This window comes from Rickettsia parkeri (assembly GCF_051427245.1).
Classification (GTDB): Bacteria; Pseudomonadota; Alphaproteobacteria; order Rickettsiales; family Rickettsiaceae; genus Rickettsia; species Rickettsia rickettsii.
In genome coordinates this window covers 785,889-808,841 of record NZ_CP195774.1, presented here as the reverse complement: position 1 = coordinate 808,841, position 22,953 = coordinate 785,889, and the positions used below count along the sequence as shown (strand labels likewise).

Below are 22,953 nucleotides of genomic sequence, written 5' to 3'. Positions count from 1 at the left end.
TTTGGCAGTGCCTGCGTGGATCAGTTTTTTCATCATTGCGAGGAAAAACTGCAAGTTTTGACAAAGCAATCTCAGGAGTTTGTTATTATTTCATGAGATTGCCACGCAGCCTACTGCTGCTTGCAATGACGATCTAGTATCTATGCAACTTTGCCTCCCTTTCCAACCAATATTTACTACAGGCGAAAAAATTAGGATTAGCAAAACTTTCTTTACCGTAAGTAATTTCTTGTCCATGCGTATCTAAAATATTACCACCGCCGGCTTTAATTAAAGCATGACCTGCCGCTATGTCCCATTCCATAGTTTGACCGAATTTTGGATATATATCAGCTGCTCCTTCAGCAATTAAGCATAGTTTCATTGAACTGCCTATTGCATTTATTTGACCGAATGAATACTTACTTAAAAACTCTTTAGTAGCTTTATTTGAATTATAAAAACCTATTACCGCCTTAAGCTCTTCATGTTTCGGTTCATGATTAACAAATATTTCTTTAGAATTCTGTTCGATTTTTAACCGACCGTTTACATCAGTATAATATAGCTTTGCTGTTTCAGGGTGATATATCAAGCCGATGGTTGGAAAACCGTTTTCAATAAGCCCTATATTGACCGTATATGTACTTTTACCGTTTACATAGCTCCATGTCCCATCAATAGGATCGATTAACCAAAAAGTATCACTGCTGAATATAGGTAGCGGCTGCTCTTCACATACTATAGCTATTTGAGAGGTTAAGGTTTGTAGAGTTTGATAAATTATTTTACTAATTTCTTTATCGGCATTAGTGACTACTGACCCATCTGATTTAATATCAGTCAACATTCCTGCCTTTTTTATATCTAGTGCAATCTTGCCGGTATTAATAATTAAATCTTTTAAAGCATTAATTAAATTGTCATTCATAATTATTTATTTAACATCTTTGCAGCTGTATCATCTTCTAACCACTGACCGGTATTTAAAAACGTAGATTGCTGCAACTCAGCGATTTGATGATCAGGTGACCCCGGTAACATTTGCCACCCCAAATATTCAATTCCATAATATCCTATATCAACCATACTTAAATAAGAGTCCATATTTTCTAAATCTTTTTTATTATTTGCAAAAACTACTATTTTTTTAGGTTGTTTCGGTATAATTTTTAAGAACTCTATAAGAGCTTTTACTCTATTTATATTACCGGTAAATATTATACCTAAATAAAAAATAGGGGCTTCAGCATCGCTTGGATTAAATCTAAATACATCTTTATCATTAACTTTATTAGTAAAATTAATATTGAGTCCGTAAAGTAAGGTATATAACCATCCTTCATAATTTTCAATTAAATTACATGGGGCCGTTATTTCCTGAAGACCTAAAACCGTTGCACCTTGCTGTTTCATCTTATTAATTAAATCTACCCATTTAGCTTCAACAAGCATCATCTGACGCTGCACTATCAATTTTGCAATAGTTTTATTAACTGATGCGTTATCCGCTGCAAGACTATATAAATATTTAGTAAAATTTATATAAGAATTATCCTGATATCGAAATAATTTGGATTTCGGTGTTATGATAGTATTATCTATATTTATAAGTACCAGCGTATCTGCATCTATCTTCGGTAATAAGTTTTTCATTGTTACTGAATCTACGGAGTAAGTAGGAATAATTTGACCGTAGCCCGCATACGCAATAACTAAGCAAAGTAAACTCAATAAAACTTTATTTATTCGTGTCATAAGGATTTTTACCTTTTGCATTATTATTCTTTAAAGGTGGATTATTTCTTTTTAGCTTATTTATTTGAGATATTAAATCATTAATCAGTTTAGTATAATATGCAACATCTTTATTTTTCGGAGTATTTTTATTATTATAATGATAACCAATAAATAATATATTAGAACTATAACTACTAAGTTGCAATTCCATTGAGCTTAGCAATTCTATGCTACTACTAATCATTATAAAGCATTTCGGTATAAAATTCATTTGAATAAGGAAATTGAGCATCATTTCCGCTTCCGATATATTATTACTCGTCAATATACCCTTATAAAATACCGGATAAGTATTAGCAAAACTGTCTAAATTATTAAAAATAATATAATTATTGTTTGGAAAACTATTTGAAAAATCAATATCGAAATTTTTCTTTAAATAATCGGCAAACCATATCTCAAATTTAGGAATATTATTAAAATTACCGGTAAACCCATCATTTACTGCTATTATAGGGATTTTACTATTACTCATTTCATTTACAAAATTTGGAAAATCAGATTCTTGTAATTCTTTCTTATAACTATCATTAGTTAAAATCAATTGCTTTATATAAATAGTTTTTGAATTTTTATTAATATTACGTAAAAGAGGAGTTAGTGTAGTAAGATAAATGTCTTTATCAAGCTGTGCAACGATAGGCACTAAAGACTTAAACAAAAATTCATCTAGAACCGTTACTACTAATAAATCCTGAGGTACATAATTTTTATTATAATTTTCTTTAAAATCTTGTTTTATTTTATTTAAACTATCCACTTCTATAATTTCTGCACGAGCTATAGAAGCAATAAATAATATTAGAATAAATATATATTTTTTAAACATTTATGATTTCCATTTTTTTAAAGGCAGCATATCATCCTGTGATTTTCTATGTCATTCCTACGAAAGCGGGAATCCAGAAAAAATAACCTTAATACTTGGTACATGTTTGACAAAATAAACATATAAAAGCTTGTTTTTTTATATGTTTTCCTAGATTCCCGCTTTCGCCAGGAATGACATATATTAGTGTTATCACATCATACTGCTAATATCAATCCATATTAAATTATAATATGGTAAATATGTTTGGAAGTTTTTTTAGTTCGCTTGGCTGTACTGTTGGAAATGCATTTGGCGGCGGCATATTTTCAAGCGTGGGAAGATTTGTCGGCAAAATGCTTGGTGAGTATTTAGATTAACTAAATCACGAACCGATAGAATATGACAATATTAAAAATTTCAAAGAAAGTTTTAAATATGTAACAGCTAATTACGGCAAACCTATACCGCTAATTTTCGGTACTGCAAGAATTAACGGACAAATAATTTCAAATCAAAATAAGCAACTAAATTGTTATGTTCTATAACCAGTTCCGTAACAAGAGCCGGTAGTAAGTAAATCTCTTTAGGGTACGAGTCTAGAGCTGATAAAATATAACTATTACCGAATAATAATTTGCTTGCAATTAGCTCACTAACAAAATCCGCTCCGGCTTTTTTGGGATTCGGTTTTTTTAGTAAATAATGCACCGGATAGTCTAAATATTACTTCTCCGGTTTTACTTTTAAGCACTTTCCATGGAACATGTCCCGCCGATTGTGCAATTAAATTAATACATCTATATACTATAACATTTTCTCGATAAGCTTCTATGTCGACTCTGATTAAATTACCATATGCAATGTCGTTTAGTTCAATAAAATTTTGTGATTTGGTAGTACTATTCTTCCAAAACTTTTTCCGATAATTTTTTATCATATATCCTAATATATTTATTGTTTTCAGGATTATATAATAATTTGGGAGGTAGACTAAGAGAGCTTAATAAGATGTTAATGTTCGTTAATGTAATTAAAATTATTTCTTTACAAATAGAAAGATATACTGTTTAAAACATATTACCATGAAATATAGCAACTTGATAGGATATAAAACATTTCTTTACCATCTGAATATTATTCACAATGACCCACAACAGCTTTGAATAAGCTAATAAAAAATTTTATAAAAACTAAAAAATATGACGAAATAAAATCAATTTTAGCATCTAAGAACAGCTATAATTTGTTAGGGTTACATCATGCCATTACGTCATTTGATCTAGAAGCATATACACTTATTATTTCTTATGCTAACCCTAGCCACTTTACTTCTGCTGAATACGATAGATATATACATAACATCGATGATACATCTATGCTTGATGTAGCAGCATTTATAAATTTTGATACTATACAATATAGAGATACAAAAAGCAGCATGTTGCAAGAGTTGATTAAGTTTAAGAAGAGAACGATTGAGGAGCACAATAACAATGCAATTAGTGAATTTAAAATAGAAGGATTTGAATTAAAAAATTAGCTAGTTATTTAAGTTTTCAAGAGTTTAAAAGCTTTATTGAAGATAATAAAATTGAGATAAATATTGAAGAACTTAATATTGCAAAATTTAAAATAGAAAAATTATCACCGATTGCATATAGCGAAAACTCTGATATTACTATTTTAATGACAAGGATTTACAATGTAAGCGATTTAAATGACAATATAATTCTTCATAACTATACAAAGCTTTTGCAATAGGGGCCTACAAATAAGTTATTAGCCTATATAGCAGCGGTTAATATTAAAGTGCAAGATAGCCTAAAAATAATATTTGATAATAAATCATTTTCTCATTACGATTGAGACAATAACCTAATATGTATAGGCGCAGAAAAATTAAATTTAGAATCAATAATAGCACATGAATTTGGACATTATGCAATAGAGAAAATTTTATACAATGCAAGTATCCCACTAAATAATAGTTTTCAAATTTTGAAAACAGATTTCGTAAAAAATGTACCATATCAAAATGATGATAAAATATTTTTGCCTAAAAATTTTGAAAGCTTAAAGCGCTTAATTAATAGTTCATATGAATATAGTAGAGCGGCAAAACCAATACTTGATTTAACGGCAAATTTAATATTAACACCAGAGGAAAAAAATGAAATTAGTAGTAAATATAACGATAGTAAAGAATTGATTAAATATTTAAAAAACGAGACTATATTACCTATATTTTACTTTAATCATTATAGACCGGAACAGATACAAGAGAATTAGAGGAAGTTATAAAAACTAATTCTCATGCCCATATTATGTGACCAATTTAATTATTAATTTACTAAAATTACCTTGTGTAAACGAACAGGATTATTATGAATTATTTGCAACTGATCAAAAAGTTCAATTGCAATGTATATTAACCAAGATTCTACCGCAAATAATAAAAGATAAAGATCTTACTAGCGAGCAAGTTTACTACTTAGAAAGAATTGGAAATCTTATACACAGAGAATCAGATGATAGCGCTGCAGAGTTCATAGTTAGGTATCTAGAAATTAATATAGATAATTTATTGCATCCTATCGAAGATTCACTTATTATTAATGCAATGCAACCACTGGCAGATTTTTGGGAGGAACACATAGTTCCTAAAATGGAATCTACTATTATATGATGTACAAAGGAATATAATTGTGACACATTTGATGGAGCGTAATTAATTTAGCTATTGTTGTGTGGCGCTTTTTATGTCATACCTACGCAAGTAGGAATCCAGTACTTTAAAGCTTTTTAAAGATTTTACTTTAAAAGTGAAACAATCTAATAAAAAAATCTTTGCAATCAAGATTTTTTTAGCCTGTATCCCTGCCTTCGCAGGTATGACATCACTGGCTTTTCGAAAACTATCCGGCACTATAACAAAAAAACCCTAATCACTAAAATTATACCTAATATTTTTTCTAGCAGAACTTATATCTTTTAAACGTTCACAAACCTTTTCAAAGACTTGTTTAGGCAAGATATTTGAAGCATTAATTTGTAAAAATTTATCGTCTTTTAATTTAATCGAAAAAGAAGGCTCTTGAAATTCTGGCCCATCAATTTCTCTAGCAATTTTTATATAATAACCGATTATATGACTGTTATAATAATCACTTTTACTAATCATTTTCTTAGCTATTTTATTAATCTGCATGTCAGTTTTAGCAGTATAAGTAACCGTAAGGGCAATACCTAGCATAAGACGCTGTCTATGACTAAAAGGAATGTCTGAAGATAATATAAATTCCGAAACAAAATTTGCTCTAAGCGTTTTATCAATATTTTTATTATATTGTGCTAACATTATAGCGAGTTCAATAACAATAAGAGTCGTGGCATCGGCATTAATTAAAAGATATTGTACTGCTTCAATATATTTTTCAATTTTACATATATTTCTATCAAATTTTACTAATCTCTTCACCCTCTCATAAATAATATCTTTTTCTGTTTCATGAGACGGCAACGAGTCAAATCTTACTCCTTCTTTTAAACCGTAATTTGAGATAATAATTTTTTCCGGTGAAAATACCTTAATCATTGCTTTTATTACTAAAACTGCATTATAATTTATGACTTTCTGCTCATAATAACTCAGCTTTAATTTATCGATTTGCGATAATTTCTCTAAATATAACTCAAACTCTACACGATTTATTTCAAAATTATGTAAATTTTTAAGGGGATAATTTATAGACTCCATGTATATACGGCTCATTAGACGTAATGCACCGCCAATTAAATATAAATTAGGATAATGTGCAGCTCCAAATTCTTCCTCTAGCATTTTAGTAATCAGCCCGACATCACCAAAATTGCTACTAACAATAATTTTTGTACCAAGCGGCAATGATTTTAATTTACCGACTTTTTTATTTCCAATCTGTGCAAGCTCAAGACTTCCACCTCCAAGATCAGCTACAATACCGAAAGCATCACTAATACCGGAAATTAATCCGGCAGCAGTTAAATAAGCTTCACGTTCACCTGAGATAATTTCAATATCAATATTAAATCTCTTTTTAATTATAGCTTTGAATTCATCTGCTTTAGGATGCCCCCTAAGTATAGCTGTTGCAACACATCTAATATTAGTAACAGACAGTTTGGTAAAAATATGAATAAGATATTGTAGAGATAAATATGTTTGATGTTTTACGTCTAAATTATCTAAATTAAGTAAATTTGTAAGATAATTTCTAAATTTATAATTAAAAATTTCCGGCGCTCCAAGCTCATCACTTTCATAAACTACAGCTCTTAAAGCATTTGAACCGATATCAATAATAGCTGAACGCATTTTACTCATTATTTTCCGGAACAGTTATTGTTTCGGTCTCTTCCGAAGCCCCATTATTATTTGCCCTAGGGTCAAAAGGTACTTGAGTAGGTACAAAAGTCGGCGGTAATAATCTACTAGTAAAAAACTTATCTTCATAATACTTAATTTTACGCGATTTTATAGGCGGAAAGGATTCTATTAAAACAATTTGCTCATCTCTCGGTAACTGTATTACTTCTTGAGGTAAAAGTAAAGCTCTTTGAACCTGAGAAACGTTTTGGGTTCTAGTAGCAATATTAAGATCAAAAAATAAAGGTTTACTAAATGATCTTTGTTCTACCGTCTTATTACCGACAAGCTGCGATATTAAATTTGCCGTTTCATAGTTATTAGCGGCAAAAGTAATACGATATGTTGCATTAGATAAGAAAGAATTCATCCCTGCATCTTCATATGTTCCTTTTAACTGCTGTGTATCTTGGATAATTAAAAATAAACGAACTCTATAACCTCTAAAATAAGCTATACCGGCTTTAAAAGTATCCATCTTCCCGAGCGTCGGGAACTCGTCAAGTAAGAACATTACTCCATACGGCTCTTCCTTTAAATCCGGCATTTTGCGGCTTAAAAATTCTGTCGCCTGCTGATAAAACACCTGCATTAATTTTTGTAAACGCTGTATATTATCGGGTGTTAACCCTACATATACGGTTGTTTTGACTTTTTTAAATTCTTGTATATTGAAATCAGAAGATGCTGTAGCTGAATCAATAAGTGGATTTGCCCATAATTCAAGCGATGAGTTCATTGTAGATATTACACCGGAACGCTCTTTATCGGCTTTTTGCAAAAATGCAGCAATATTCATATATGCAACAGGATGTATTACACCACCAAGCGTATCGAGTACGACCGCTAGATTATAAACTACGTCGTCACTCCTCATAGTACGCACTACTTCACCGAAAGATTTAGTTTTAGTAGGATCGGCTATTAAATATAGAGTTACGCCTAAAAATAAGCTTCGTGCCTCATTATTCCAAAAATCCTTTTCCGGCATTATAAGATTTGAAATTTTTTGAACGTCATCAACCATTTGCCCAGGCTTAGTACTAACCCAATCAATCGGATTATAACAATGAGTAACACCATCGGGATTAGAAGGCTCCCATACAAAAACTTTCTGCCCTTGCTTCTCACGCCAACCACTTGTCAACCCGTGATTTTCAAGCTTTATGTCATGCACTACTACCGAATCACTCCAAAATAACAAATTAGGTATCACAAACCCTACACCTTTACCTGAACCGGTAGGAGCAAATAATAAAGCATGCTGGAACCCGTCTGCAACAAAATATCCACCAGCATCAACACCGATCAGCATACCTTTCTTAGATCTAAGACCTGCAGCCTCTATATCTGACGGATTAGCCCAGCTTGCATCTCCATATACTTTTTCATCTTGTTTGAAAAATTGTAATGATTTTATTCTTTCAAAATTTTTAATGTAACATATTATAACAATAATAGCCGGACTGAGAAGAGAGGCAAGTAGCTTCAATTTTAAATAATTATAGTCGGCAATTTTTAACTGCCCCCAAACGTTAATAAGCCAATAAGCCCACTTATAAGCAATATTTATAGCATTTATATTTACACCTAAAGCTCCAACCTCATTAGTAAAAATTGCAACAAATGCACCGCTTATCCAAATGGTACAAAAAATAACAACCGGATGAATTATAGCATGACCGAATATATTTCTAGTAACTTTAAGTATCTTATGCCATTCCATGAATTGATATTCCTAGTTTATGCTTATATATTAGTTTTTGCGTCATTGCGCACAACTAAAAAGAGCATGGCAATCTCAGGATTGTGGCCTGAGATTGTGCTTAGTCAATTACTTCGTAATTTCCTCACAATGACCTTTTTAAACCATCCCCTCAGCGTTCTTGTTCTTCTTATAATATACTTCCGAAACATATCTTTTCCCGCCGCTACCGCGTTTTAACTGCACAACGATATCTACAACGGTTAAAATATACTTCTTTACTTCTTCAGGCGGCATACCAAGATCTGCTTGCATAACCATAAGCTTTAACTGCTCAATAGCCATAGCGGGACTATCAGCATGCAGTGTTGATATTGAACCGGGATGACCTGTATTAATAGCACGCAAAAAACTAAAAGCTTCCTTACCTCGAAGCTCACCTACTATAATCCTATCTGGTCTTAAACGCAAACAGGCCTCTATTAAATCTTGAGTAGTAACATTTGCACGCCCCTGTCCTCCTTTGGAAGCCAGTAAATGCACTCTGTTAGGATGGCGTGATAGCACAACCTCACGAGCATCTTCTACAGTAATTAATCTTTCTATTGCAGGTATTTCAGTGAGTGCCGCATTAGTAAAAGTAGTTTTACCGGTTGAAGTACCGCCGCTAATTATGATATTTTTCTTTGAAACAACTGCATGTCTAATAAATTCTTTAATCTTTTTTTCAGCTAAGAAATTATTTAAAATTACTGCATCTTCATCTACTAAACTCTCTGTTGCAGTATCATCAAATGCCCCCATTTTAGCATATTCATCTAAAGTTAGATTCATACCGCTAGGCTTTCTTATAGCATAAATGATTTGTCCTATCTCACAAGCAGGAGGAAATACTATTTGAATACGGTAGCCATTCGGCAAAGTTGCCGAAAGAAGCGGTTTTTCTTCTGAAATCATCTGTTCGGTAGATTGAGCGACTAAACTCCCTAATGCAAGTAGATGTTCGCTATCCAGTTCCGGTATTTGCTTAGAATATATATCGCCTTTTTTTTCAACCCATACTTCTCCGGGCTTATTAACCATAATTTCGTTAATACCGTCTTCAGCAAATAAATTTTTAAAAGGAAGTAAAAACGTCTCTAAGGCTGCAAATTCTTCACTCATTTCATTACCTTCGATTTTAATAAAACGGCTTTTGGGAATTTATAATCCTTATTAACGTATATTCTAACCGGCGTACCTTGATTAACCGTTGTAGTCGGCTTAAACTGCTGCTGAGTTATCATATTTTTTACAACATTCGTTACATCCGTAAAAGCTTGAGTAGAAGCTTGTTGTGCTTGAGTCGGAGTTGATGCTATAGAGGTAGTAGTAAGCAAACTTGAAGCTGCCGTATTAACTGCCTGTACTAAGGTTTGAAGTCTCTGCTCAGCAGTATTCGCTGAAGAAGCAGTTTGTGCGGTTGTACATGCTTGAGTCATAGTAGTATAAGCAGTCGAAGTTTTATCGGTAATAGCAGCAAGTATATTAGTACAAATTGTAACTATCCTAGTATTTGCATCCATAGCGGTATTAGACGCAATAGTTTGAGCAATATTTAACAATTGTTTTGCCGTAGCACTATTGGTAGCCGCTGCCTGAGAAGCTATAGGAGGCGGCACTAACTTATCAAGGACTTTAGCAAGCCCTATATTAAAGCCGGATTGTAATACGGCATCTGCAAATTGTTCTTTATATTTATTATCAACTCTTCCTTGTAATCCCGGTCTACCTAAATTATCAACTGCAGGTGAGTCGAATTCTATAGTATAACCGCTCGTTAAATCGATTCTATCCCATATTATAGAAACTCTACCATAACTATCGGACGAAGTTGAGGTTGCATATTTACCGAATATTTTTGACCCTTTCGGTATCAATATCACTTTATCTTTCTCAGAAAATACGTCTCTACTAATAATGGCTCTTATTTCACCGCCGAGATCACTATTTATTGCCGTCTCAAGGACTGCATCAATTAATTTACCGCGTCCGAGAACCAAAGACATATCACCGCGATCTTTAAAGGTCGTTTCTGCCGTAATCTGTTCCGGTGTTTTTTTAGGCTCTACACCACCAATTAACACTATAGCTGATTTTCTTTTTGCTTCACGACGTCGCTTCCCTGCATCGCTCTCAACTAACGTTCCTGAAGTCGAAGACAACGAAACCGGCGGCAATGGAAGCGTTTTGGTTTTGTCTTTATTCTCTTCTACAGGAGTAGTAGGAGGTAAGACCGGTGGAACTTTTACTACCAGAGGGGGAGGCGGTGGAGGAGCGGTGGGCGTCTCAAGCTTAGGCGGATCAGGTAACTTTGGAATCTCCGGAATACTATCATCAACCTCCGTAACAGGTTTTACAATATTACTCGGTATCTGAGTCTCCGGTATTTCTTCTTTTGCAGTACCGAAAAAAAGAGTATAAAAAATATATATAAAAATACCACAAATTACGACTACTATCGCAATACTCTTATTAAAGCTAACCGAAACTTTTGATAATTCTCTTTGTACTTCAGGAGAATCTGCTCCTGATAAAGAACCGGTATTATGATTGTTATTTTGCTCTTCAGCCATATCTAAATTATATCAGTTAAAGTGTTTTTATTGTCATTGTTACGTGGATCGATTTTTCCGTCATTGCGAGGAAATCTCAGAACAATTGTACGTCCGCAATCTCAGGAGTTTGTATTATCTCATAAGATTGCCACGCAGTCTACGGCTGCTCGCAATGACATATCTACGCAGAAATGACATCGATTAAAATCTTGCCATGTAATTACTATTTTTCTTAGGGTAGTAAAATTTAATTACATATACTAAATCCCTTTCGTTACCCATCATAAGTTCCGTAGAAGCGATATCAAATTCATATATTCTTTTATTAGTTATAATAGTCATATTTGTACGAATATCTTTTTCAAGAGGCTTAATAAATAATCTATTTGCCAAAGGAGTTATTTTCCAAGCATAAGCATCCCCAAGAATTATATTTTGGACTTCTTCGTTTTTAGCAAATTCTATATGCGATTGAAAGCCAAAATGCAAAACTAATAAATAAACTTCATTTGGATTATATATATAAGTTTTTATCCTATTATCTTTAGTTATAGATAAATCATCTACATAATTATTACTACTATTACATGGATCATCTACAAGTGGACATTCTCGTTGTACTGTAAAACCGCTTAATAATATAAAAACTAAAAAATAAAATCTAACTATTGTCATCGTCTACCCTATATCCGTTCACTTGAAACCCTACCGGATTTACATCAAGTTCTGAATCTGTTAATTGCATAGGCACATAAGCATAACTTACTACCGCTATTTTATTATAAACTAATTGGTTTCCTGATGTTTCATTTACGGAAAATCTAACTATATATTTATCTGCTGCGATTTTTGACCATGATTTTATTACTAAAAATGTAGTATTCTCTTCTTTATATTTTAAAGTAGGATCAAAATCTTTATTTCTTATATAGCCAAGATAATTGTAATAAACACTGCTTGTTGAAAATAATCTTATTGTCGTACGAGCTATCGTTGCAAAATCAACCGGATTATATGTTTCCCGTGCCGTTATGTATTTCTTTATAAAATACCTTGTAAGAGACTCATCCGTCGTTAACACTGGTGATGAAATAGGTTCTACCACTGAGGCACGTCCGGTATTACTATTAAGCTGAACAACAAAAGGCTCAAACTGTTTAGATTTCACTACAAAGGCTATTACTAAAGTTGCTATAACCATAAAAATGGTTAGTAGTATTATTAATATGATAAGTAAGTTACGTTGAACAAGTAACTTATCAGATCGCTCTTCATACCAATTCTGAGTAATTTTTAAAGGATTAGCCGATTTAATACTTTCTTGCGTTTGTGTATCTCCTGCACCGCTTTGCGAGTTATTACTTGATTTAAAGAAGCCAAATATATTATTCATATCAAAGGTATTTTTATTATTACATTGTTATTGTGTAAAACTATTACTTTTATACTATATTTACTGAATTAACAGGTCTTCTTATACAAGGATTTACGCTTACACTCGAACCATCATCTATATCAGTAGAAACGCACGGGCTTTTAATTTCATAAGGAGCTGAAGGGGTACATGACAACAATTGAGCAAGCATAATTAATACTAATAAAAGCTTTAATGATTTTAACATTCTAATTATACATTATTAAATTATCTTGTTACTATTTTAAAATTACCTTACTATACAATAGTTCACAAGCATTTTTTAAAAAAATCTATTTATACATATAAAAAAATATTAAAAAGAATTGTAAACTATTATACTCTGAAGTAAATAAAGAGTAGTTTTATACGAAGTTCAGCTTAGGAGAAGAGCGTATACTTCATACGTGGCTACCTGCGGACTTATAAAGACATTGTCGCCAATTTTTCAAGTGGGATGAGTATAACATAATAACTACCATCAATAATTGTTATTGTATAATTTTAATTTATAATTTATTTATTTTAATTTTAAAGTTAAACAATATTTGGTATTGTAGCAACAATATAAACTTATCTTATAGCTTAAAATAACATTAAATTAAATCATAATCATATTATAATAATTATATGATAGAGTGTTAAAACAGAATAAAATTAGATATTAATCTAGTAATTATGGACCCATTAACCAACGCAATACAAGAATATATAAAATCCGGCGAATATTTTATTGATGCAAGAAAATGGTATAATTTTAAGTATATCTTACCGTTAAGTCATAGAAGTCTTCTGCTTTTAATATGCACGATTTTTACCTTATTATTAACCTTAATTTGTATAAGTATCAACATATTGCTACCTATAAACAAAAAAGTAACTTATTTAATAAAAGATGATGCCGAAAAACAAGCTACCGTTACTAATACTAAACATTCAACATTAGTAAAGCCTTATATCTCTATTGCAAATATTATGATTCAGCATTATGTAAACCAACGAGAAGAATACAATTACGATATATTAAAAGAACAATTTACCTTTATCAAAAATGCTTCTACGAGTATTGTTTATATGCAATTTGCTAATTTTATGAATATTGATAACCCATTATCACCGGTCATAAGATATCAAAAACTATATAGACGCTCAATTAATATATTATCAATTAACAATATAAACGATAACGAGGCAGTTGTTACTTTTGAATCATTGGCAAAAAATAGTACGGATGCAATTTTAGAAAATATGGTATGGGAAGCAAGAATCGGATTTATAATGGATTCTATCAGTACAAATACATCACCTAATATGCCGTTCAATTTTACCGTTACTAGTTACAAGCTAAAGTTATTAAGGAATAAAAATCAGAAATAATATGAAGCAACTAATAATATTTTGTACTTTTATAATACTTACATTAGATGTATTTGCTCTTACTCTATCACGACCTCTAGGTCGAGACCCACGTCTAAGAGTTATGACTTATAACCCTGACGATGTTTTCAAATTCACAGGATATTACGGCTATCAAGCAAGTATAGAACTAGCAAGAGACGAGGAAATAGTAAGTATTTCTATGGGAGATACTACTTCATGGCAAATAGTACCTGCCGGTCATAGGATTTTTATTAAACCGATGGAACCGGATGCTACTACTAATATGACTTTAATTACTAATAAACGGACGTACTTCTTTGAACTATATGCCGCCGAAACTCTTGATATGCGTGATCCTGAAATGGTCTTTAACGTAAAGTTTCTTTATCCGGATGACGAAAATGACAATATGAGCGGTCATATGCAAACTTTTTCTGCTGCCCTAGCAAGTCCCGACCTGACTCATCCTGAAAAATATAACTTTAATTACTATATTAGCGGCAGCGAAGAAATAGCTCCTATTAAAATTTTTGATGACGGCGAGTTTACTTATCTGCAATTTAGAGATAAAAACGCTGAAATTTCCGGTATTTTTGCTGTAGATGATTCACTTCGAGAATCTTTAGTAAATTATCGCCTTGCTCAAGATAATCCTAATATGGTGATCCTTGAACAGGTTTTTCCTAAGCTCGCTATACGTAAGGGCAAAAAAGTCACATGCGTATTTAATCAGTCTTTCAAAGCGTATTAATGTCTACCAACGTCATGGCGGCAATGACGATGAAACTGATTCACGTCACAATACTTTTCTTACAATAACAATATAATTATGCATAATTTAATATATTTCTTTGCCTTGATCTTACTAAATAGCGGCTTATTTATAATGCTTACAAGTCGTAATTATATTCATAAAATTATCGGGCTTGGAATCTTTCAAAGTTCGGTGTTAGTATTTTATTTAAGTATCGGAAAAATTAAAACAGGCGGTGTACCTATTTTCCAAGAGGGCATCACTACTTACACTAGCCCTTTGCCTCATGTATTAATGCTAACTGCTATAGTAGTTGGGTTTGCTACTCTTAGCGTAGCTTTAAGTTTAATATATCAAATTTATAAACATTTTGGTACAATATCAGAAAATGAAATTAATTTTGATAAATGATTCTAGCTAACCATGTCCCTATCATACAAATATTATTCCCTTTATTTGGGGCTTTACTCTCAATAATATCTTTTCGCTTTATTACCTTTGCACGAATAATTACTACGATTTGTATTTTATCTAGCCTTTTGGTCAGTGTTTATGGATATAGCATTATACAAAATACGGAGCTATCTTACACCATGGGAGGATGGACTTCAAAAATAGGAATAGAATATCGGCTAAATGCACTAAACCAAGCTATTATTATTTATCTTAACTTGGTTTTATTATTCTTTTTAGTTTTTTGTCATAAGATTACTAATCAAACTATCTTAAAATATATAAACAATAATAGAAAATCTTTATTTTACGGTATATTATTATTCGCTCATACGGGCTATTTAGGGATGATGGCTACTCACGATTTTTTTAATCTATATATATTTATAGAGATTTCGGCACTTAGTAGCTATGTCCTGATAGCCTCAGGTAATAATCCAAAATCTTTAATCGGAGCTTTTGATTATTTGATAATAGGTAGTATCGGTGCAACTCTTATTCTTATATCTATAGGATTTCTGCTAAGCATTACGGGTAGTTTGAATATGGCAGAAATTGCAGCGTATTTACAAGAACATACTAATTCCCGTATAATCACTATAGCTATCGGTTTTTTCTTAATAGGTGCTATTTTAAAAACAGCTTTTTTCCCTATGCATTTTTGGATGATGAGAGCTTATAATAACACGGCTTCAGTTATTTTAGTATATTTAGCAGGGATTTCTACTATAATAGGAATATATATAATATATAAATTTACTTATATTATTATAGGCTATGAGACAATTAAAACGGCTATTACAAATTTTATAAAACCTATCGCTTTAGCTACTCTTATTATAGCCCCATATTTTGCTTACCAAACAAAAGATTTCAAGAATATTATAATTTATTCATGTTGTACTCAAATAGGTTACGTATTTTTATTATACGTAACCGAAAACGGTATAATAGTTTTACCAAGTTTATTACTTGCGGATAGTATAAATAAAATAGCTCTTTTCTTGATAGATGCTTATAATGGAAGCTATAAAAGAGAGCCTAACAAAGTTTTAATAATAATTGCTATTATGTGCAGCTGTGGCTTACCTATCAGTCCATTATTTTTTATCAAAGTAAATATTCTTGAATTATTATTAACACACAATCTACTATTAGATTTTATTATAATTTTACTTAGCTCCGTAGGATCGTTATTTTACCATTATAAAATGGTACTATTGTCATTCCCGCGAAAGCGGGAATCCAGTAATTAAAAAATATAAACACAGTAAGTTTTTAAAACTAAAAGCACTATTTATCTCGCTTTTTCTGGATTCCCCCACTTTTAGCTAGGCATGACATAGAAAGCCATACAGGTAATGCTCTAACCATACTATCAAAAAAAGTATAACAGCTTATCATGATTACACAATTTACTACTCCGAATCTTTTGATTCTATCAACTTTGCTAGTTGGTGCATTAAACTTAACTAGCCCGTATGCCACTCAAAAAGATAGCTTTATACGTAATTTTTTACTTATTACTATTGCTATTTTTTTCTTCGGTAATATTTTAATTATAGACTGGTTGTTTTTAAAAGGTATTAGAGCAGGATTTGAATTTAATATATTCGGTAATTACTCTATAGGATTCCATCTTGAACCTTTAGGGCTTATTTTCTTAAGTTTAATAGGCTTTTTATGGATTTGTGCTTTACTTTACACTCCTAAATATCTTGCTATTAATAATATAGACTATTCTTCTAGATTCTTATTTTTCTTTAACTTCACTATTCTAATCGGTGTTTTAATTGCTTTATCTAGCAACTTATTCACGATGTTTATTTGCTATGAGCTTTTAACTATTTCTACAGCTTTTTTAATAGGACATACCAAAAATAATATAGTACTTAGCGGGTTATATAAATATCTAAAAATTCTGATGATTTCTGCCACAATATTATTTTTACCGGCAGTGATAATTATTTATACTAAAACCGGTAACGGAGATTTTGCAAGTGGAAGTTTAGTAGAAAATTATTTTTCCAAAAACCAGTCAATTATTTTATTGTTAATGTTTATTTGCGGTATTGCTAAAACTGCCATTTTTCCGGTGCATTCATGGCTTCCTGCTGCAATGGTTGCACATTACCCCATTAGTAGTTTGCTGCATGCCGTAATAGTGGTTAAAACCGGATTATTTTGTATTTACAAAATCCTATTATATATATTCGGTTTATCGTATTTACAAATGATATTTGCCGAGTTTAACTGGTTAATTTTTATACCGATAGTAAGCATATTTTATAGCTCAATCAAAGCCCTAGACACGGATAATATCAAAAAAATACTCGCCTACTCCACTATGAACCAATTAAGCCTTGCATTGCTTAGTGCTTTCATGTTAACACCTAAGGCACTTGGAGCCGCAATACTCCATTTAGTTTCACATTCTTTTACAAAAATCTGCTTATTTTATAGTATGGGAAGTATTTACAGTTTAAAGAAAACCAATCAAGTACAGAATTTACATGGTACATCCAAAGAATTTCCTTTAATTTCTTTTATTATATCTATCTCTTCATTATCATTAATCGGTATACCTATCTTTAGCGGATTTATTAGCAAATTCTCAATATTACTTGCCGCAAGCGAACAGAATCAAATCATTGTTATGATTGTCGTAATAGCTAGTAGTATATTCTCAAGCCTTTACCTGCTCAAAATATTAAGCTCTATTTATAACCCTTCTTTAGTAGAATCTAGCGTAACAAAACCACTCCCCTACTCTATGCAAATTAGTATAATAATGTGCTGCTGTGCCGTAACTCTTTTCTATTTTATTCAAATCTTAATCAGAGAATTTTTAGCTTATATTACATAAACATATTTACATAATCTACACATAATCATATAATATTTATACCGTAGATACTTCAAAAGTTGGAAGTCAAATAAGCAGTGCACCTACACAGCGTACAATAGTGAGCACAGGCGAATCCCGAAATTTGACGTACCAAATCTTGAAGTATCTACGGTATAAATATGGTAATTATTTTTGAGGATAAATATGGCACAAATTATTAGAGCAACAGAATTTGTACGATCTTTTTCAGATATTATGAATAGAGTTTACTATAAAGACGAAAGCTTTGACGTTCAAAAAGGTAATCATATCGTAGCAAGGATTACGCCTGCAGAAATCAAGCCTTCTGTAGCAGTAAGAGACTTAGAGGAAGCTTTTAAAAATGGTCCACATCTTGATCCTGAAGATGCTGATCAATTCATGAAAAATCGCGAAGAAATAAGACACAATACTAAACAAGATATTAAAAAATTGGTTGAAAGTGGGATTAATTATTGATACTGCTATAATCATAGCTTTAGAAAGAGAAAAGGTCAGTACTAAGCAATGGTCACATTACGGTCAGACTTATATTAGCCCTATTGTGTTAACTAAACTATTAATAGGAGTAGATAGAGTCAAGAATGAGAATAAACGTATAAAATGTTTAGCTTTTATAGAATACGTAAAAAGTCTGTTTACTATATTACCTTTCGATATTGAAGAAGTATATACATATGCACGTATTACTCATGATTTATACACACAACGTATAACTATAGGAACTCATGATATGCTTATTGCAGCAACGGCTATTACAAAAGGTTTTCTGATATTAACTCTAAATGTAAAAGACTTTAAAAGAATCCAGGGACTAGAGGTTTTAACAGTTTCTTCTAAGGATTAAAATGTTTATTCAAAATACCAAGTGTACATTTCCGCTTACTAATTTTGAGCTTATGTTTGATTTTCACCCACAAAATCAGCTAATAGCTCTAGCATTTCTAATTGTTACTGCTATCTTAAATCTTTATACAATTTCCCAAAATAGAAAATTAGAATGCTTAATCGGTAGTTTATACTGTTTATCCTCTATTATATGCATATTTGCAGCTGATTTTATTTCCATGATAATCTCGCTTGAATTCATGACGATTTTTGCCTGCATAATTATTTTTTGTGACCAATTAAAGATAAAACCGGCACGTCAATATTTCCTCACTCATTTATTCAGCAGCGGGCTAATCTTAATCGGTATGACTCTTCTAATCCAAACAACAAGTAATACGACTTTTACTTCTTTAACAGAATCAGTAAATAATTTTGAGTTACCAGCAATATTCATACTTGCAGGTTGTTTAATTAATGCCTCGGCTATTTTTGTAAACGGCTGGGTGGTTCATTGCTATCCTATAGCTTCAAGTAGCGGTATTGTATATTTAATTAGTTTTACTACTAAAGTTATTTTAATTATCATTTTAAAATTATTTAGCGGTCTTGAGATATTAAAGTTTTTTGGGATATCAATGATCATTTACGGATTAGTATTGTCTCTAATTGAAAAAAAACTTAAACGATTAATATGTTATCTTACCGTATCACAGCTTGGTTTTATATTAACGGCTATTAGCATAAACTCTCCAAATATAGCTTATCTTATTACAAGCTTTATATTCATACATATATTATATAACGGATTATTTGCTTTATATTTCGCTTATATAGAAGATGAGTATGATATTAAAAATTACCAAGATCTTCAGAATACTCAAATTAATTTTATTTTATTAAGCGGATTTGTTATTAGTATATTGATCTATACATCTATACTGCCTATTCGTTCTTCTTATATTAAAGATGAAATAGCTAATATTTTAAACGAGAATAGTGTAATGCTATTTTCCAAGATAGCGACTTGTACCGTATTATTTGGGTTGTTGATGGAGAGTTCTACGTCATTCCTGCGAAAGCAGGAATCCAGTAAAAACCTTAAAAATAAAAGCTTTATAATATTTCTGGATTCCCGCTTTCGCAGGAATGACATAAGAACTATAACCTACCTCTCTTTCTGCATCATAACTTTATGCATATGTTTATTCTACCCTATTCAAATATCACATACTGCTAACTTTAAGCTAGTGATCCTTGCAATCTCACTGTTATTGGCTTTAATATTTAGAAAAATACCACGCATTTCGACAGAAAACATAAACCTTGACCTATACCAATATATTGAAAAATTTATATATTTCAGTATCGATAAATATAAAGAAACGACAGACAATAACGAAGATGCGGCAGAATATCTTAATTTTAAGGTTATTTGGGATAATATTTTAAGTAAAATATCTGCTTGGCATAATCAGCAAACTGCTATATTGATTGTATTATTCCTATTAATTAGTTTGATTTTAACACTACAATAATTCGATGTTGTATAGATACCAAAATCGTCATTGCGAGAAGAAACTGTAAGTTTCAACGAAGCAATCTAGTAAACAATTCTGATTACAGAATTTTTTTATTATTTTACTAAATTGCCGCGTCGCCTACGGCTCCTCGCAATGACGACTTTAGGCATAACAACACAAAAAAATAAACAACATGAAACCACCAATAACAGACAAACAAAATTACAGCTTTGAAGTTCACGAAGCAACAATAAACGATGATTATCACTGGCTGCGTGATCCTAAGTGGCCAAATGTAGAAGACTCTAAAATTTTAGATTATTTAAAAGCTGAGAATCAATATACCGAAAATTTCTTTGCCGATCTGCAAAATGATAAGGAAAAGATTTTTAAAGAATTAAAAGGACGGGTTAAATTAGACGATGAATCGGTTTATGTTAAGAACAAAGATTATTACTATTACCATAGAGTAGAGGAGAATAAAAATTATCCGATATATTGCAGAAAGCATAATAATATGGAGTCAGCAGAAGAAGTAATATTAGATGTCAACCTTCTTGCTCCAAATAGCAGTTTTACTGATGTTGCTACAGTTGCAATGTCACCTGATCACAATTTAATGGCTTATAGTGTTAATTTTACAGGTAATGAACAATACAATATCAAAATATACAACCTTAAAGAACAAAAATACTTACCTGATGAATTAGGCAATGTACAGCTAAATCTCGATCGCTTCAGACAAGACGAATTTCAGGACAAGCCTGCGGAACGTACAAATGTACGTGAGCATAGGCGAATGCCGCAAAATTCGCTTGTATCAAGCGATCGAGATTTAGCTGTAGCTCCTACTATAATTTGGCATGAACACTTAAACGGCTTTTTCTATATTACTATTAATGAGAATCAACGCTGGGATAAGGTAATGTTTCACCGTCTAGGTGAAGAGGTCACTCAGGATAAATTAATATTCGAGGTAAAAAACCCTCTTCATTTTATCAGCTGCAAGAAATCAGCAAGTCATGAATATATTTTTATAAATTCAGGCGATCATAATGAAAATGAAATTTACGTAATTTCTATGCAGGATGATAGTTTTACGCCTAAATTAGTACGAGCTGCAGAAAACAAAATATTCTATGAAATAGAATATAATGGCGATTATTTTTATATTAAAACTAATTATAAAGCTAAAAATTTCCATGTTATAAAACTGCCGGTAAATAATTTTGAAAATACTAGCTGGGATGATTGGGATGATATTTATATTAAGGAAGAACAAGACAAATATTTAAAAAGCTTTAATGTTACAAATAATTATTTAATCTTAAACTATCGTGACCAAGGTTTACCGCTAATTAAAATAAAGCGATTTAAAGATTTACAAGAAAATACAATTTATTTTCCCGACGAAAGTTTCCAAGCAAGTAGTTTTTCTACAAACTTTGAGGAAGACGATATCAGAATAGATTACTCTTCTCTAGCAAGACCCAATACCACTTATAGTTACGATTTTAATAGCGATAAATTAACGATATTAAAGAGCCACGAAATACCTTCAGGCTTTAACCCGGAGGAGTATAAAGTAGAGAGAATATTTGCAGATAATGAAGATGTAAAAGTACCTATAACCTTGTTTTATAAAAAATCTTTATTTAAAAAAGACGGTTCAAATCCTTTATATCTAATGGGTTACGGTGCTTATGGCATCGCTATGCCCGTCAATTTTAGAAATACAGCAGTGACACTTGCCGATCGCGGTTTTATTTACGCAGTTGCTCATATTAGAGGTGGCGATGATCTAGGTCATGATTGGTATGAAGCTGCTAAGTTTTTAACCAAAAAAAGAACATTTGAAGACTTCATAGCCTGTAGTAGAGCTTTAATTAACGAGCAATATACACGTAACAACAATATAGTAATAATGGGCGGTAGTGCCGGCGGTATGTTAATCGGTTACATACTCAACGAAAAACCGGAAATCTATAGAGCAGCAATCGCGCATGTACCGTTTGTTGATGTTTTGAGTACCATGCTTGACGAAAGCTTACCGTTAACTCTCTTGGAATATAATGAGTGGGGTAATCCGAAAGAGAAAGAATATTTTGAATATATTAAATCATATTCCCCTTATGATAACGTAAAAGCACAAAACTACCCTGCTCTATTCGTTACTTGCGGTATATCCGACCCACGTGTAGGTTACTGGGAACCTGCTAAATGGGTAGCAAAATTACGAGCACTAAAAATGGACAATAATCCCTTATTATTAAAAACAAATATGGATACGGGACATAAAGGTTCTGCCGGTCGTTTTGATTATCTGAAAGAGATAGCTGACGAATTAGTATTTATTTTTAAGGTGTTTGATGTTGAGGTTTAGTTAGCAGATTTGTGGCTGGAATCCTGTTATGTCA

At 31.6% G+C, this 22,953-nt stretch carries 25 protein-coding genes and 2 pseudogenes; 15 read left to right on the top strand and 12 right to left on the bottom strand.

All coding sequences use genetic code 11. The features are described from left to right. Positions 1 to 133 precede the first annotated feature (133 nt). The 3 genes from ACSFFC_RS04590 to ACSFFC_RS04580 are packed head-to-tail and all read right to left on the bottom strand — an operon-like array spanning position 134 to position 2,608. Positions 134 to 910: a 3'(2'),5'-bisphosphate nucleotidase CysQ family protein gene (locus ACSFFC_RS04590; protein WP_014410535.1), complete on the bottom strand. Its 777-nt coding sequence runs from the start codon at positions 908 to 910 to the stop codon at positions 134 to 136. Positions 911 to 912: 2 nt separating this feature from the next. After that, positions 913 to 1,758: a DUF2608 domain-containing protein gene (locus ACSFFC_RS04585; RefSeq protein ID WP_014410534.1), complete on the bottom strand. Its 846-nt coding sequence runs from the start codon at positions 1,756 to 1,758 to the stop codon at positions 913 to 915. Next, a complete protein-coding gene (locus ACSFFC_RS04580) occupies positions 1,721 to 2,608 on the bottom strand; it encodes a DUF2608 domain-containing protein (protein ID WP_014273340.1) in 888 nt (295 codons plus the stop codon). The genes ACSFFC_RS04585 and ACSFFC_RS04580 overlap by 38 nt, the downstream gene beginning before the upstream one ends. Positions 2,609 to 2,841: 233 nt before the next feature. On the opposite strand from ACSFFC_RS04580, the gene ACSFFC_RS04575 reads away from it, so the two are divergent. Continuing rightward, positions 2,842 to 2,967, top strand: coding sequence for a hypothetical protein (locus ACSFFC_RS04575; protein ID WP_014410533.1), 126 nt, complete (start codon positions 2,842 to 2,844; stop codon positions 2,965 to 2,967). Between the two features lie 112 nt (positions 2,968 to 3,079). Here the strand turns inward: ACSFFC_RS04575 and ACSFFC_RS04570 are convergent, their stop codons facing one another. Both ACSFFC_RS04570 and ACSFFC_RS04565 read right to left on the bottom strand, forming a co-directional pair. Then, a complete protein-coding gene (locus tag ACSFFC_RS04570) occupies positions 3,080 to 3,298 on the bottom strand; it encodes a hypothetical protein (RefSeq protein ID WP_014410532.1) in 219 nt (72 codons plus the stop codon). Further along, the gene (locus ACSFFC_RS04565; RefSeq protein WP_041472197.1) at positions 3,243 to 3,527 is read right to left on the bottom strand and encodes a hypothetical protein; all 285 of its coding nucleotides are present in this window, start codon (positions 3,525 to 3,527) and stop codon (positions 3,243 to 3,245) included. Before ACSFFC_RS04565 ends, ACSFFC_RS04570 begins: the two co-directional genes overlap by 56 nt. Positions 3,528 to 3,749: 222 nt before the next feature. Here ACSFFC_RS04565 and ACSFFC_RS04560 point away from each other — a divergent pair, with 222 nt between their 5' ends. The 4 genes and pseudogenes from ACSFFC_RS04560 (at position 3,750) to ACSFFC_RS04545 (ending at position 5,535) form a co-directional block, all read left to right on the top strand. Beyond that, positions 3,750 to 4,130, top strand: coding sequence for a hypothetical protein (locus tag ACSFFC_RS04560; protein ID WP_012719552.1), 381 nt, complete (start codon positions 3,750 to 3,752; stop codon positions 4,128 to 4,130). A 458-nt stretch (positions 4,131 to 4,588) separates the two neighbouring features. Continuing rightward, a complete protein-coding gene (locus tag ACSFFC_RS04555) occupies positions 4,589 to 4,879 on the top strand; it encodes a hypothetical protein (protein ID WP_004996179.1) in 291 nt (96 codons plus the stop codon). 127 nt (positions 4,880 to 5,006) lie between these two features. After that, positions 5,007 to 5,276, top strand: coding sequence for a hypothetical protein (locus ACSFFC_RS04550; RefSeq protein WP_045799494.1), 270 nt, complete (start codon positions 5,007 to 5,009; stop codon positions 5,274 to 5,276). A gap of 73 nt (positions 5,277 to 5,349) precedes the next feature. Next, positions 5,350 to 5,535: pseudogene (locus tag ACSFFC_RS04545) on the top strand (hypothetical protein). On the opposite strand, the gene ACSFFC_RS04540 reads toward ACSFFC_RS04545, so the two are convergent. The 7 genes from ACSFFC_RS04540 to ACSFFC_RS04510 all read right to left on the bottom strand — a co-directional run bounded on the left by ACSFFC_RS04540 (position 5,532) and on the right by ACSFFC_RS04510 (position 12,919). Next, positions 5,532 to 6,944, bottom strand: coding sequence for a Ppx/GppA phosphatase family protein (locus ACSFFC_RS04540; RefSeq protein ID WP_012719549.1), 1,413 nt, complete (start codon positions 6,942 to 6,944; stop codon positions 5,532 to 5,534). The pseudogene ACSFFC_RS04545 and the gene ACSFFC_RS04540 overlap by 4 nt on opposite strands. A 1-nt stretch (position 6,945) precedes the next feature. Next, a complete protein-coding gene (locus ACSFFC_RS04535) occupies positions 6,946 to 8,721 on the bottom strand; it encodes a type IV secretory system conjugative DNA transfer family protein (RefSeq protein ID WP_014410530.1) in 1,776 nt (591 codons plus the stop codon). Positions 8,722 to 8,859: 138 nt separating this feature from the next. After that, positions 8,860 to 9,864 carry a P-type DNA transfer ATPase VirB11 gene (gene virB11, locus ACSFFC_RS04530; RefSeq protein ID WP_014410529.1) on the bottom strand — a complete coding sequence of 335 codons (1,005 nt, stop codon included), beginning with the start codon at positions 9,862 to 9,864 and terminating at the stop codon, positions 8,860 to 8,862. Further along, the gene (locus tag ACSFFC_RS04525; RefSeq protein WP_014410528.1) at positions 9,861 to 11,315 is read right to left on the bottom strand and encodes a TraB/TrbI/VirB10 family type IV secretion system protein; all 1,455 of its coding nucleotides are present in this window, start codon (positions 11,313 to 11,315) and stop codon (positions 9,861 to 9,863) included. Before ACSFFC_RS04525 ends, virB11 begins: the two co-directional genes overlap by 4 nt. Before the next feature lie 183 nt (positions 11,316 to 11,498). Further along, positions 11,499 to 11,972 (bottom strand): TrbG/VirB9 family P-type conjugative transfer protein, encoded by a 474-nt coding sequence (locus ACSFFC_RS04520; RefSeq protein ID WP_004996190.1) that lies wholly within the window; start codon positions 11,970 to 11,972, stop codon positions 11,499 to 11,501. Next, a complete protein-coding gene (locus tag ACSFFC_RS04515; RefSeq protein ID WP_014410527.1) occupies positions 11,959 to 12,690 on the bottom strand; it encodes a VirB8 family type IV secretion system protein in 732 nt (243 codons plus the stop codon). Before ACSFFC_RS04515 ends, ACSFFC_RS04520 begins: the two co-directional genes overlap by 14 nt. A 49-nt stretch (positions 12,691 to 12,739) precedes the next feature. Then, a complete protein-coding gene (locus tag ACSFFC_RS04510) occupies positions 12,740 to 12,919 on the bottom strand; it encodes a DUF2706 domain-containing protein (protein ID WP_004996194.1) in 180 nt (59 codons plus the stop codon). Between the two features lie 470 nt (positions 12,920 to 13,389). Here ACSFFC_RS04510 and ACSFFC_RS04505 point away from each other — a divergent pair, with 470 nt between their 5' ends. The 10 genes and pseudogenes from ACSFFC_RS04505 (at position 13,390) to ACSFFC_RS04460 (ending at position 22,919) form a co-directional block, all read left to right on the top strand. After that, positions 13,390 to 14,088: a VirB8 family type IV secretion system protein gene (locus ACSFFC_RS04505; RefSeq protein WP_014410526.1), complete on the top strand. Its 699-nt coding sequence runs from the start codon at positions 13,390 to 13,392 to the stop codon at positions 14,086 to 14,088. A gap of 1 nt (position 14,089) precedes the next feature. Further along, positions 14,090 to 14,842 (top strand): P-type conjugative transfer protein VirB9, encoded by a 753-nt coding sequence (gene virB9, locus ACSFFC_RS04500; protein WP_014410525.1) that lies wholly within the window; start codon positions 14,090 to 14,092, stop codon positions 14,840 to 14,842. A gap of 78 nt (positions 14,843 to 14,920) precedes the next feature. Further along, positions 14,921 to 15,256 (top strand): Na+/H+ antiporter subunit C, encoded by a 336-nt coding sequence (locus tag ACSFFC_RS04495; protein WP_014410524.1) that lies wholly within the window; start codon positions 14,921 to 14,923, stop codon positions 15,254 to 15,256. Beyond that, positions 15,253 to 16,554, top strand: coding sequence for a proton-conducting transporter transmembrane domain-containing protein (locus ACSFFC_RS04490; RefSeq protein ID WP_010977037.1), 1,302 nt, complete (start codon positions 15,253 to 15,255; stop codon positions 16,552 to 16,554). The genes ACSFFC_RS04495 and ACSFFC_RS04490 overlap by 4 nt, the downstream gene beginning before the upstream one ends. A 146-nt stretch (positions 16,555 to 16,700) precedes the next feature. Beyond that, positions 16,701 to 18,164, top strand: coding sequence for a proton-conducting transporter transmembrane domain-containing protein (locus tag ACSFFC_RS04485; RefSeq protein WP_014410523.1), 1,464 nt, complete (start codon positions 16,701 to 16,703; stop codon positions 18,162 to 18,164). A gap of 37 nt (positions 18,165 to 18,201) precedes the next feature. Further along, positions 18,202 to 18,320 (top strand): annotated as a pseudogene (locus ACSFFC_RS04480) (palindromic element RPE5 domain-containing protein); the annotation flags it as partial. A 30-nt stretch (positions 18,321 to 18,350) separates the two neighbouring features. Then, entirely contained in the window at positions 18,351 to 18,644 is a 294-nt protein-coding gene (locus ACSFFC_RS04475; protein WP_014410522.1) for a hypothetical protein, read from the top strand. Then, positions 18,628 to 19,032: a ribonuclease VapC gene (vapC, locus tag ACSFFC_RS04470; protein ID WP_014410521.1), complete on the top strand. Its 405-nt coding sequence runs from the start codon at positions 18,628 to 18,630 to the stop codon at positions 19,030 to 19,032. The genes ACSFFC_RS04475 and vapC overlap by 17 nt, the downstream gene beginning before the upstream one ends. 1 nt (position 19,033) lies before the next feature. Beyond that, positions 19,034 to 20,551: a proton-conducting transporter transmembrane domain-containing protein gene (locus ACSFFC_RS04465; protein ID WP_014410520.1), complete on the top strand. Its 1,518-nt coding sequence runs from the start codon at positions 19,034 to 19,036 to the stop codon at positions 20,549 to 20,551. A gap of 178 nt (positions 20,552 to 20,729) precedes the next feature. Next, positions 20,730 to 22,919, top strand: a complete 2,190-nt coding sequence (locus ACSFFC_RS04460; RefSeq protein ID WP_014410519.1) for a prolyl oligopeptidase family serine peptidase — start codon at positions 20,730 to 20,732, stop codon at positions 22,917 to 22,919. Positions 22,920 to 22,953: the final 34 nt, after the last annotated feature.